The organism is Nitrospirota bacterium (assembly GCA_016180645.1).
Lineage (GTDB): Bacteria > JACPQY01 > JACPQY01 > JACPQY01 > JACPQY01 > JACPAV01.
This window is the reverse complement of record JACPAV010000003.1, coordinates 164,263-176,516: the sequence shown is the minus strand read 5'-3', so window position 1 is coordinate 176,516 and position 12,254 is coordinate 164,263. Positions and strand designations below refer to the sequence as shown.

At 61.7% G+C, this 12,254-nt stretch carries 10 protein-coding genes and 1 pseudogene; 5 read left to right on the top strand and 6 right to left on the bottom strand.

What is annotated here, in order from left to right; all coding sequences use genetic code 11:
• The 5 genes from HYT87_02340 to HYT87_02320 all read right to left on the bottom strand — a co-directional run bounded on the left by HYT87_02340 (window position 1) and on the right by HYT87_02320 (window position 7,807).
• The gene (locus HYT87_02340) at window positions 1–1,569 is read right to left on the bottom strand and encodes a TolC family protein (protein MBI2058588.1); all 1,569 of its coding nucleotides are present in this window, start codon (window positions 1,567–1,569) and stop codon (window positions 1–3) included.
• A 206-nt stretch (window positions 1,570–1,775) separates the two neighbouring features.
• A complete protein-coding gene (locus tag HYT87_02335) occupies window positions 1,776–4,877 on the bottom strand; it encodes an efflux RND transporter permease subunit (GenBank protein ID MBI2058587.1) in 3,102 nt (1,033 codons plus the stop codon).
• Complete coding sequence (locus HYT87_02330) at window positions 4,874–5,800, bottom strand: efflux RND transporter periplasmic adaptor subunit (GenBank protein ID MBI2058586.1); 927 nt, start codon at window positions 5,798–5,800, stop codon at window positions 4,874–4,876. The genes HYT87_02335 and HYT87_02330 overlap by 4 nt, the downstream gene beginning before the upstream one ends.
• 4 nt (window positions 5,801–5,804) lie before the next feature.
• Window positions 5,805–7,124: a TolC family protein gene (locus HYT87_02325; protein ID MBI2058585.1), complete on the bottom strand. Its 1,320-nt coding sequence runs from the start codon at window positions 7,122–7,124 to the stop codon at window positions 5,805–5,807.
• A gap of 71 nt (window positions 7,125–7,195) precedes the next feature.
• Window positions 7,196–7,807: a TetR/AcrR family transcriptional regulator gene (locus tag HYT87_02320; protein ID MBI2058584.1), complete on the bottom strand. Its 612-nt coding sequence runs from the start codon at window positions 7,805–7,807 to the stop codon at window positions 7,196–7,198.
• A gap of 217 nt (window positions 7,808–8,024) precedes the next feature.
• On the opposite strand from HYT87_02320, the gene HYT87_02315 reads away from it, so the two are divergent.
• From HYT87_02315 to HYT87_02300, 4 genes and pseudogenes are all read left to right on the top strand, one after another.
• Window positions 8,025–8,288, top strand: a complete 264-nt coding sequence (locus HYT87_02315) for a hypothetical protein (GenBank protein ID MBI2058583.1) — start codon at window positions 8,025–8,027, stop codon at window positions 8,286–8,288.
• Window positions 8,289–8,303: 15 nt separating this feature from the next.
• Window positions 8,304–8,594: pseudogene (locus HYT87_02310) on the top strand (TldD/PmbA family protein).
• 391 nt (window positions 8,595–8,985) lie between these two features.
• Window positions 8,986–9,402, top strand: coding sequence for a nucleotidyltransferase substrate binding protein (locus HYT87_02305; GenBank protein ID MBI2058582.1), 417 nt, complete (start codon window positions 8,986–8,988; stop codon window positions 9,400–9,402).
• Window positions 9,399–9,704: a nucleotidyltransferase domain-containing protein gene (locus tag HYT87_02300; GenBank protein MBI2058581.1), complete on the top strand. Its 306-nt coding sequence runs from the start codon at window positions 9,399–9,401 to the stop codon at window positions 9,702–9,704. Before HYT87_02305 ends, HYT87_02300 begins: the two co-directional genes overlap by 4 nt.
• 46 nt (window positions 9,705–9,750) lie before the next feature.
• Here HYT87_02300 and HYT87_02295 read toward each other — a convergent pair whose 3' ends face one another.
• Entirely contained in the window at window positions 9,751–10,398 is a 648-nt protein-coding gene (locus HYT87_02295) for a TetR/AcrR family transcriptional regulator (GenBank protein MBI2058580.1), read from the bottom strand.
• Between the two features lie 121 nt (window positions 10,399–10,519).
• Between HYT87_02295 and HYT87_02290 the strand changes: the two genes are divergently transcribed.
• The gene (locus tag HYT87_02290; GenBank protein ID MBI2058579.1) at window positions 10,520–12,121 is read left to right on the top strand and encodes a B12-binding domain-containing radical SAM protein; all 1,602 of its coding nucleotides are present in this window, start codon (window positions 10,520–10,522) and stop codon (window positions 12,119–12,121) included.
• Window positions 12,122–12,254: the final 133 nt, after the last annotated feature.

Here is a 12,254-nt window from a genome sequence, read left to right as displayed (position 1 = left end):
CTATTCCGTGGGGTAGGCGTGGAGGGCGAGCCGCAGTCGTGCTTCCGCCTCACGCGCCTCTCTTAGGGCGGTGATCCGATCGGCCTCCGCGCCGAGCACTTCCATCTCATAGCGGAGGACGACGACCTCCTCGCTCCTGGCCTGCTGGAACTTCTCCCGCTCCGCCCGCACTTTTTCTTCGAGGATTCGGATGTGCCGTTCGGCCAGCTCTTTCTTCCGGGCGGCGGAATCGAGGGCCTGGAAGGCGAGTTCGATCTCGCGATTTGCATCCCGCTCAATCGTGCGGGCGCGAGCGCTCAGAGCCGCAATCTGCGCGGACACCGATTCCCGCTTGGAGCGGGGGCCGGTTCGATCCAGATTCATCTCGAACTCCAATCCCACGAAGTAGGTCAGATGCCGCGGGTCGTCGACAGAATCGCCGAGGGACGGCGCGGCGTCACCTTCCAATCCCGACGTGGCCATCGACCCGATCAGCGACACTCCAGGCTTCTGTTGTTCATTGGCAAGGGCCGTGTGGGAACCCAGCGATCGACGCATGGCGGCGATCAAGGCCAAGTCCTGCCGGGTCTTCAGTGCGGAATCCTTGGCCTCCTTTGAAGAACCGGCGGGAGAGGCCAGAGGAGTCCGGGTTAGCGATTCAGAGGGTGTCCGGATGTCTGCGAAATCCATCGAGGACCCAAGGCGGATGGCCAGCCTGTGCCGCACATCGTCGGCGGCCGTTTCGAGGTTCAGAAGATTTCCTTCCATGGCGATAACGGCGGCGTCCGCGGTGGCTACGTCTACTTCGTCCGATCTCCCGAGCGCGGTTCGTTTGCGCATGAGATCGGCGAAGCGGCGGGACTTGTCGAGAAGCGTTTGCGTGAGGCCGATGTGGGCCTCGAGTCCCGCCAGGGCCCAGAAGAGTTGCTCGGTCTCGGCCTGGACGGCAATCAACCGGATTCGCCGATCGTACTCGGGCTGAACCGTCCCGATACCGGCCACTTCTTCCTGTAGTCGGAGCTCCCGGCCGAGCCAATTCCGCCAAAGGGGCTGTTTGATGATGAAATCCGCCCGCGTCCCATAGGCGGGATTGAAGGTCTGGAACTTCGAGGGATCGAGGATCGGGGGCGCTTGGGAGGAGACCGAGCCGGCTCCGTTGCCGGCCGCTGCCGCATCGGTCGGAAGGGCGGAATCGGTGGCGCCACCCCCGCCGCCGGGAATGTCGGCTCCCGCGACTGCGGATATCGCCGGGAATTTCGTGAAGTCCCTCTGATGCTTCACGCTCGCCTGGAAGAACGTGGCGGAGGGAAGCAGACGACGCGCGCCGAATTCGCCCACGGCTTGGTCCCGGCGGTCGCCGGCGAAAGCCGAAGCTTGTTCGCTGCGATCCTGTGCCCAACGGGAGTTTCCGAACAACGTCCAATCGTACATGGCTCGAACGCCGCGAACGTCCGCCTTGGCCCGCTCCAGTTCCGCCTGGGGTTCCTCGATTTCCACGGCATTCTTGCGGGCCTCGCGGAGGGCCTCCTCGAGATCAAGGGCGAAGGTGAAGGGTGGGGCAGACAACACGCCCCAAGCGGCAATAGCCAAGAACGAGAGCCCGCTGCAAAGACGCGGGCTAAAGCCCCATGCCACGGAGGGTATGGGACCATGATATGTCGCCGCACCATGGACGGTGCGGCATGGAACATGGCCCGCGGCTACCGGAGCACGCATTCCCCAGTGGTAGGCGCAGGCTTTATGCCTGCGGCCCTTGGTCATTGCGTGTCTCATCTGGAGATTGCTCGAATGACCTCTCATGCGGTGGGCGCCGATCTCCGTTTCCGCCCGGAAATCGAGTAATAGAGCGTCGGAATCAGGATCAGGGTCACCGCGGTGGACACGATCAGCCCGCCGATGACGGTGAGCGAGAGCGGCTGCCATGTTTCGGATCCCTCGCGGGTGGACAGCGCCATGGGGAGCAGGCCGAAAATCATCGCGCATGCGGTCATCAGGATCGGCCGGAGCCGCACGCGGCCCGCCTCGATCAACGCCTCCCGGAGAGGGAGGCCCTCGCGTTCCTTCTTCATGGCGTAGTCCAGATACACGATGGCGTTCTTCACGACCAGACCCACCATCATGATCAGCCCGATGAAGGTTGAGACGTTCAGGTGGAAGCCTGTCAGGAGAAACATCCAGACGGCCCCGACGAAACCAAAGGGCACGGAGAACATGATCACGAACGGCGCCCGGAGGGACTCGAATTGGGCCGCCATGACCATGAACGTGAGGAGCACGCCGAGGATGAGGGCCAGACCCAGAAGGCGGAAGGATTCCTTCTGCTCTTTCACCGAACCGCCGATGGCCACCACCACGCCCGGCGGCAGCGGGATGCGGTCGAGCTTCTCTTGAACCTTGGCGGCGAGCTGGCCGATGGAACTTCCCTGGATGTTGGCTTCGACGTGGATAACCCGCTGCTGATCCTGCCGTTCGATCTCGATCGGGCCCGTGGTCTTCTCGAATTGCGCGAGGTTGGAGAGACGGATGAGATCGCCGCCCGGCGAGCGCACGAACAGTCCCGTCAGGTCCGGCTCGTCGCGTCGATCCTCCTCCCGCATCCGGATGACGATGTCGTACTCCTCGCCCAACTCCCGGTAGATGCTCGCGCGGGATTGGGAGAAGCCGAGCTTGAACGTATCGGCCACGTCCTTCACGGGAATCCCGAGGGCGGCCGCCTTCGCGCGATCGACCACCACGTGATATTCCGGGCGCCTTAGATCGAGCGAAATGCTCGCATCGGCTATCCCTGGAGTGGTCTTCAGGGCGGATTCAACCTTCCGCGCCACGTCGTGCATCCTTCCGAGGTCGTAACCGAACACGTCCACCGCCAGGGGTTTCTCCCGCCCGAGCAGCATCCGGCTCATGAAATCCCCTGCGAAGAAATTGACGCGGGTGAGACCGGGAATTCTCGCGCTGGCCTCCCGAAGCTTCTGGTTGATCTCTTTCATGCCGACGGGACGTTCCGATTTCTCCACCAGGACGGCCTGGAATCGACCGATGTTCGAATCCTCCCGCATGCCCATGAATCCGCCGAATCCCATCCTCGGGTTGAGTCCGTCCCGCCAGAAGTAGTTCTGCGACCACTCGGGCTTCACCACAGTGTTGTAGACCTGTTCAAACTGGTTCATCGCGTCATGCGTTGCTTCCACGCGCGTTCCGACGGGGAGCTGAAATTCCGCTTGTAGCTGGCCCTGATCGGACTCGGGGAAGAACTCGGTGCCGACAAAACGGACCAGCCCGGCGCTGCCGAAGAACAGCACCGTGGCCGACGCGAGCACGGTTTTGCGATGGTCCAGCGCCCACCCGATGGCGGATCGATAGGATTGGCCCAAAGCGACAAACCAGCGTTCCGTTCGGGCGTAGAACCCGTTCGTGGACGGCTTGGCCCCTTTCAACAGCAGGGCGCCGAGCATGGGGTTGAGCGTCAGCGCGTCGAACAGCGAGAGGAGGAGGGTGACGCAGATGACCAGGGCGAGGGATTTGAACAGCACGCCGGCCACGCCGCCGACGAAGACGACCGGGAGAAATACGATGCACGACGTGAACGTGGAGGCCACGATCGCGAGGGAGACCTCCTTGGCCGCGTTGACGGCCGCGATTCGGGGCGGCTCCTTCAGTTCATCCTGGTGGCGGATCTGATTTTCCATCACGACGATGGCATCGTCCACCACGAGACCCACCGCGATCGTGAGCGCAAGGAGCGAGATCGAATTGATGCTGTAGCCGAGGAAATACTGGATCATGAAACTGTCGATGAGCGAAACGGGGATCGAGGTGCACACAATCAAGGCGGGCCGCCATTGCCGGAGAAAGAGCAGGACGACGAGGACGATCAGCACGACCGCCACCCAGAGCACTTCGCGCAGGTTGTAGATGCTGCGTTTGACGTTCACCGAATTGTCGATGAGTACTTGGAGCTTCACGTCCCGCGGCAATCGAGCCTGAATCTCCGGAAGTTTGGCCTTCACGGCGGCGGCCACCTCAACGGTGTTGGCCTCGGATCTCTTCTGGATGAAGAAAATCGCGCCTGTACGGCCCTTGATCTCCACCCGTTCTTTTTCGTCGAAATGGCCGTCTTCCACGGCGGCCACGTCGTCCAGAGTCAAAGTCCGACCCTGAGCGTAGCCGACGGGAATCCGCGCGATTTGATCGAGCGATTCGAATTCGCCCGGCACCCGGAGCAGGTAGTTGGTGCGTCCGACGGAGATGTCGCCTGCCGGGAGGGTGATGTTGTTGGCCTGAAGTGAGCGCGCGAGATCGAGGAGCGTGAGCCGGTGGGCTTCCAGCCGCTGCCTGTCCACATTCACGTTCACCTGCCGAACGAGTCCGCCGCGGACGAAGACGTTGCCCACGCCCGGCACGCGTTTCACCATGTCGGACACTTCCGAGTCCAGGATGTGGAACAGCCGCGGGTAGGATTCCTCGGCCTGCGCGCCGATCATGAGAACCGGAAGATCCTTCAGATCGAACCGGAAGATCGTCGGCTCGTCCACGCCTTCGGGAAGGAAGTTCTTGAGAATGCCGAGCCGGTCGCGCACGTCGTTGGCGGCGTCGTCGAGGTTGGTCCCCCAGTCGAATTTCAGGCGGACCGTCGATATCCCTTCTTTTGAAATGGACTGGATCTCTTTCATGCCTCGCACGATGGAGACCTGGGATTCGACCAGACGGGTGATCTTCTGCTCGACCTCCTCTGCGCTTGCGCCAGGGTAGCTGGTGATGAGGCCGAGCGTGGGGAACGTGATGTCCGGCATGAGTTCGATCCTCATCCGCAGGAAGGAGACAACCGACAGGACCAGCAGTCCCACATAAAGCATGGCGACGGCCACCGGACGATTGACGGCAAAATCCGGGAGAGTCAAGGCTGATTCTCCTCCGCTTCTTCGACCACATCCACCACCGAGCCGTCCGCCAGATTCTGCCAGCCGATGGTGACGACTTTTTCCGTCCCACTGAGCCCCTTCAGGATTTCCACCCGGCCCGACTGACGCAGACCGATTTCCACCCTGGTCCTCCGGGCCATTCCGTCGGGCACGGTGTACACAAAACTCTCGCCATCTACTTCCAGCAGGGATTCCTCGGGAACGGCCAGGGCGTGTGGATGGCGGTCGAGGATCAGCTCCACCCGCGCGAACATCCCCGGCTTCAGTTTCTTGTCCGGGTTCATGAGATGGATCTCCACGTCGGATGCGCGCGAGCCCAGTCCCAGCGCCTCGGAAATCTGCGCCACCGTCCCTCGAAAGATCTGGCCGGGATAGGCGTCCACCCGGAACCGGGCCGACTGCCCCATGCGAACGCGGGGGAGTTCACGCTCCCCCACTCGAACAAGCACCTTCACGGGCGAGATCTCCGCGACCTCGGCAATCGGGGTGGCGGGCGAGACCAGCTCACCCCGGTCGACGAAATAGCGTGTGATGACTCCATCGAGTGGAGAGGTGACTTCTCCCGGAGCGAATTCGAGCGCGGGCTCGTCCCGGTCCACCATGACTAGGGTCTCGCCTTTCCGTACGGTATCCCCCACGTCTTTCACCCGGCGCATCAGCTTCCCCGGCACCTTGGGAAACACGCGTGCTTCGTTCAGGCCCCGGACGTCGCCCGTGAGTTCGAGGATGGACTCCATGTCCACCCTCTGCACGGTGGCGACGGCGATGGGCACGGCCTTGGACTTCCCTGCCATGTCCGCCGCGGGCGCTTTGCCCTTCCGGATCTGTCCGACAATGCGGTACCCGGCGAGGCCGAGGATTCCCGCGGCAACGAGGATGGCCACAATCTTTCCCGGTTTCACAACATCAGTCTCCTTTCGGGGTGGACTCGCGGCCCGGTTCGATCGGCCCGCCCATCGCATGTTCCAGATCGGTCGCGGCAAGTTGATAGTGGAACAGGGCTTCTGCATGCGCCGTTTCCGCCTGCGTTAATGTCAGTTCGGCGTCCTTGAGATCCAGGAGCGAGAGCAGGCCCAGACGAAATCGCTCCTGAGCGATCCTCAGGTTCTCCTTCGCGGTGGAGACGTTTTCCCGCTGGGCCTCGATGCGCTCGCCGGCCTCGCCAAGCGAGAGAACAGCCTGGCGAACCTCAAGATCGATCGCCTCGCGGATCTGCTGCTCGGCGGCCTGCGACCTCCGCACTTGGGCCCGCGCGGCGGAGAGACGGCCGTACGATGTGAGGCCGTCGAAGAGCGGGACCGCGAGCGTGGCCGTGGCGGCCCATGCCTTGTAGTCCGGGCTGGAAGTGAGCGACGGGTCTTCGAACTGGTAGCTGAAACCCGCCGACACGCTCGGGATCAGGAATGACCGGGCAACTTCCACGTTGCTGCGAAGAAGCGTCTGCTGGGCTCGGATGGAGACCAGCTCAGGTCTGTCCTTCTCGGCGCGGTCCAAGGAGCCGGCAAGGTCGATGGCGGCCGGCGGTCGTTCCAGCGACCCCTGAATTTCGAGCGCGCCGGCGTCGTTCCATCCGAGCAGGACGGCGAGTCGCTCCCTGGCCAATCGAAGTCCGTTTCTCGCGCGAATGACATCCGTCCGGCTGTTGACCCATCGGACTTTCGCGCGGGACACGTCAAAGCTGGAGGCTTTTCCCTCCTTGTAGAGCTTCTCGCTCGTCTCATGGGTGGTCCGGGCGACGCTCTCCGCGCGCTCGGCGATGACGACCGTCTGACGCGCATAGAGAAGGCCGTAGAACGCGGTGGTGGCATCATGCGTGAGATCGTTTTCGGCGGCCATACGATCCTCGACCGTTCGGCGCACATTGGCCTGCGAGGCCCGAAGAGCGGGCGCCATCTTCCAGGTGAAGACTTTCTGGGAAATGGCCAGACTGTCGGAATAGAACTCCTGAGACGTGAAAGAGGGGCGGATGCCGCTCCCGCCTCCGCCGGCGAGCGAACCGAGGGGCGCCTTGCTGTTCCGGGTGAACTGCATGTTCCAGTGCATCTGGGGCAGGAACTCGCCGAGCGTTTCCCACTGCTGGCCGTGGGCCGCGTCGACGGCCGCCTCCGCGCCCCGGAGCTGCGGACTGTGCTTCCGCGCGTATTCGAGGGCCTGGCCGAGGGTGAGAGAGCCGTCGGCGGCAGAGCTGACCGGCTGAGCCACGCCCCCCAACATGAGGGCTACCACTATCGAGGCTAAGCCTCGATAGCCGCTATCGAGGCTTAGCCTCGATAGTATCGGGCATTCGAATGTGCGAGTCATTTGCGACTCCGGCTTTCGCCCCCCAGCGCCCCCGCGAAGATCCGAGCATGCGTGCGGGCGAATTTCTCGTCCCCCGGGAAGGGGTACGGATCTCCGAGGAAGACCTGTCGAAGCGATCGCAAGACGATGGGGGCGACGTACTCCATGCAGACGGCCGTGCAATCCAGTCCCCGGCGGCGGCAGAGAGAGCCGAAAAACTTCTTCTGATGCGCGAGGAATTGCGTCGGGATATTTCGAAAGATGTCCTGATGCTTCGTCCTGGAAAGGTTCACGAAAACGAACCTGAAGAACTCCGCGTGCTCCGTATGGAACCCCATGATCCGGCGGGTGAGCCGGTAGAGATCTTCTTCGAGGTCGTCCGTTGGCGCGAGGTCCCCGAGTTTGGCGGCGACGACGGACGGCGCATGGCGCTCGATGACCGCGCGGATGAGGCCGTCCTTGCTGCGGAAATGCCGGAACAACGTGACCTCGTTCACCTTCGCAGCCTGTGCGATTTTTCGGGTAGGGGTCGTCTCAATCCCATCGCGGAGGAAAAGATCGTACGCGGCCTTCAGGATTCTCTCCTTGGCATTGACGTCCGGCTCCTTGGCGAACAGCCCCCTGAACATGATGCATGCAAGCATATACTTGCTTGCATGGCGCCGTCAAGCCCCCCCCCTTCGCTCCATCCCCATCGGCAGGCCGGCGTTGAGGTCCGCGTGGGAAGCTACGATCTTGACAATTCCGGCGTGAGCGCCGAGGACGAATTCTCGTAGGAGGACTACGGGGAAAATACCTGGACATTGTGGGACATGGCGACCATCCCTCTAGAAAACCACTCGAACATTGGCCGGGCATCCCCATGTGATCGACGCAACGATGGAAGTACCGGTGAACCGAGTCGTCAACTACCTGGTGAACACCGAAGGGACAACTCTGAAGACTACCGGCACCTACTACACGGTCGATCTGGCCGGCAAGACCATGAGTCGGGATGGCATCCTCTTGGACAGTTTCCGACGGCATGCCGGACGTGAGGCGCAAGAGATGCCCGATGAACCCACTCTGGCGCAGGACGCGGAGGCGCTTGCCGCGGAGCTGCTCGCATGATCCGAGGCGGAAGAGATCGCTTCGTATACGGGGCCTGCCATCCTGGACGGTGACGTGGCCGGTGTCTTTCTCCATGAGGCGCTGGGCCACCGGCTCGAAGGCGAACGACAGCGCCGGCCCGAGGAAGGACACACATTCAAGGACAGGTTGGGGAAGAAAATTCTTCCCGATTTCCTGACCGTGGTGGATGACCCAACACGGGAACGCTACGACGGCAAGACCTTGAACGGAGCCTACTCTCATGACTCGGAAGGGGTTCCGGCACAAGCGGTCTCGCTCGTTGAGAGAGGTGTTCTGAAGAACTACCTGCTGTCGAGAACTCCGATCAAGGGTTTCCAACACTCCAATGGCCACGGGCGGGCGGAAAGCCCGGTTGGCTGGAGATCCTTTCAGAAGCCGGTCGCGCGCATGGGAAACCTGATCATGACGTCCGGCAGGAAGGTTCCCTTCTCCACACTCAAGCGGCAATTGCTCAACGAAGCGAAAAGTCAGGGCCGACCCTTCGGAATCATTGTTCGCGGAGCTCGATCCGGGGAAACATCCACGGAAGCCGGGGGGAATGTTTTCGGTTCATCGTTCCAAGCTTGGAAGGCCCCATCGCTATCAAGTCCGCCTGACCCGGCGTCCGTGCCGCGGCGGAATGCGACCGCCAGCCCTTGCCGAAGGAAGTGCGCACACGTAAGATCAAGGTGCGCGGATGGCGAAGCTCAGCCTGGCAAGCCTGGAAAAAGCCGTGGCCTCCCTGGAAGAGGCCCTTCGCGTGTATTCGACGAGTTCACTGGCGGACGACGCATCCGAGAAGGTTGTCCTTCGCGACGGCGTGATCCAACGGTTCGAGTTCACATTCGAATTGTGTTGGAAGATGTTGAGGCGCTTTCTGGATGCCTACGGCCTCGGGCGGGTGGGCATGATGACGAATAAGGAACTCTTCCGCGCCGGATCCGAACAAGGGCTGCTTGAGGACGCGGAAACGTGGCTCTACTATCTCCGAATGAGAAACCTAACGAGCCACGTGTATGACCAGACGAAGGCAGCGGAAGTATTCCAGGCAGCCCGTGCATTCCTGGCCGACGCGATCAAGCTGCTGGCGCTGCTGCGGAAGAGGGCGACATGATCCATGTTCGCCCTGATCACTTGGACCTCGTTCGGGCGATTCTCAACCGCCACGTCCCTGAGGCGGAGATTCGCGCCTTCGGGTCCAGGGTGGCCGATGGCGCCGACGATCGATCCGATTTGGATCTGGCCATCGTGGGCTCGGGGCGGGTCCCCGAGCGAACTCTCGCCTTGATATGCGCGGATTTCGAAGATTCGGACCTGCCCTTTCGCGTGGATGTGCTCGACTGGGAAGGAATCTCCCCGGAATTCCGGAGCGTCATCGGGGAGCGGTTTGAAATCCTCAAGCGGGATAATCGGTGACAGTATACTATTATTCAATCAAATAGAGTATACTGTCACCTAATATTTAGGGCCTCGCGCCGCGGAGGAAGAGGGCGATGGCCTCTCGGAAGCGCGGCAACAGCGGGGTGGGGCGAGCCGACCTCAGCCAATTCAGAATCACGCTGGTGAACATCCCGGAAATGGACTCCGCAAGAACTTCCGGCCTCTGACGCTTGCTGAACTCTCCCCGGCGCTGGCCCTCCCGCATCAGTGGGATGATCAGGTCCATGAAGGTGAGACCTTCCACTTTGCGTCCATCCGCGGAAAAGCCGAGATGCGCCCGGAGCAGATCGTGAAACACCTCCCGATAAAAATCGTGGTTGGATTCCGCCTCCTCGATCAACGCGCGGAGCAAGTCCTGGATCCGATCCATCGCCATCTCTGAATTCCGAAGTGGCTCGGCCAACATGAGCTTGGCAAGCTCCAGTCCGCGTTCGGCGTACTTTCTGAGGATTTCATCCTTGCTCTGAAAATAGTTGAAAAACGTCCGCTTGCTCACCTCCGCGCGCTGGCAGATGTCCTCCACGCTCGTCGGCTGATAGCCCCGGCGCATGAACAGATCGATGCCCGCGCGGAAGATGTCCTGCTGGAGGCGCTGCCGCTTGCGTTCCCGCAAGGGCAGGGCCTTGGCTAAACCGGGTTTCTGGGCGGAAAGCATGAGGGGACTGGTCATGAAGGAAGGGTATCCCCCCGCCCGAAGCCGGTCAAGGACGCCAGGGACTTGACATTCCGGTATAAATGTTTACCCTGGTGCAAATATGCACATCAGTAGGAACATATACCGGAGGTAACCTGTGGCAAAAATATACCTGATCAATCCGAAATGCCCCGATACGTTCTGGGGCCTGCGGTACGGCCAGCAGCTTCAGGGCCGGCGATACTCTCTTCCGAACCTGGCCCTCCCCACCCTGGCCGCCCTCGTGCCGCCCGAGCATGAAGTGGTTTGCTGCGATGAGAACGTGGAGGAGGTCGCACTTGACACCAATGCGGACATCATCGGCATCACCGGATACAACCTCCAGGTCGCGCGCATGATCGAACTGGCGACCGAATTCCGCAAACGCGGAAAACTGGTCCTCATCGGCGGACCGTACGCCACACTGGATCCCGATTCACTCCGGCCCTACGCCGACGTCTTCTTCCTGGGGGAGGCGGAGTACACCTTCCCCCAATTCTGGAAGGACTACGCCTCCGGGTCGTGGAGCTCCATCTACGAGCAAAAGGAAAGCGTTTCGATGGATCACACTCCCGTTCCGCGGTGGGACACCGTGCCCCTCCAATCCTACGGCGTCGGCGCGATCCAGACCACCCGCGGCTGCCCGTTCGACTGCGAATTCTGCGACATCATCGTCCTCCACGGCCACAAGGTCCGCCGAAAGCCCGTGGATCAGGTCATCACCGAACTGCAAATGCTCTCCGACCGGCAAGTCGAAAGCTTCTTCATCACGGACGATAATTTCATCGGCGACCGCAAGTACGCGAAAGCCGTCCTACGGGAAATTGTCGAACTGCAAACGCGCGTCCGCAAACCGCTGACGTTCATGACCCAGGTCACGATCAACCTCGCCTACGATGAAGAGCTCATGAACCTCATGGCCCGCGCCGGGTTTCACCGCGTGTTCATCGGAATCGAGACTCCCCGAAAAGCCAGCCTGCGCGAGACCAACAAGACGCAGAACACCGGCGGCAACCTCGTCGATCACATCAGCAAGATCCAGTCCTACGGGATCGTCGTCTGGGCCGGGATGATCGTCGGGTTCGACAACGACGACGCGACGATCTTCGACGAGCAGGTGGACTTCATTCAGCAGGCCGGGCTCACCGTGGTGATGGCCGGCATGCTCCAGGCTCCGCACGGCACTCCGCTGCGGGCGCGACTCCAAAGGGAAGGACGGCTCCGGGAGGAAGGAAGCAGCCTCATGAACAACTGCTCCGCCACGAATATCATCCCCAAGCAGATGACGCTGGAACAACTTTACGACGGCTACCGCACCCTCCTGGAGCGGATCTACGAACCCGGCGCGTACTTTGACCGGATGCGACAGTTCGTGGATCGCGCCCGCGTCTCTCTCTCACCCTACAAGAAGCGGTTCAGCGAACGGTTTGCCGGTCACAATCTCCGCACGGTGTGGAGCACAGCCGTCTTCTTCCTCACTCACCGCGAACGGAAAGTGCGTCAGCTTTTTTGGCGAACCGTCGGACTGGCCCGCGGCTTGCGCGGAGGGATGAGAGAGGAAATCTTCATGCACCTTGGCGCCTACCGCCACTTCGATCTCTATGTTCGGCGTCGGCTCATCCCGCAACTCCATTGGGAGGATGTGGCGGAAAAGCTCTCGCTCCCCGCCGCGGCGGTTCCCCTGCCGCTTCCCCAAGAATCGGCGGCTACGGGAACGTAATCGCGGTTTTGCCCCCTCTTGGCAGCCGCAGGCTTTAGAGCCTCTGACAGAATGCCGATTCGTAGGGGAGCATCTTCAGATGCTCCCTCTTGTCGGGAGGGTCTGAAGACCCTCCCCTACGCATTCTGTTGGA

What these genes read in the sequence shown, in the direction of transcription:
- HYT87_02320 (MBI2058584.1), bottom strand. Translation starts at nt 7,807, where the DNA reads ATGTTCAGGGGGCTGTTCGCCAAGGAGCCGGACGTCAATGCCAAGGAG.
- HYT87_02300 (MBI2058581.1), top strand. Translation starts at nt 9,399, where the DNA reads ATGATCCATGTTCGCCCTGATCACTTGGACCTCGTTCGGGCGATTCTC.
- HYT87_02305 (MBI2058582.1), top strand. Translation starts at nt 8,986, where the DNA reads ATGGCGAAGCTCAGCCTGGCAAGCCTGGAAAAAGCCGTGGCCTCCCTG.
- HYT87_02295 (MBI2058580.1), bottom strand. Translation starts at nt 10,398, where the DNA reads ATGACCAGTCCCCTCATGCTTTCCGCCCAGAAACCCGGTTTAGCCAAG.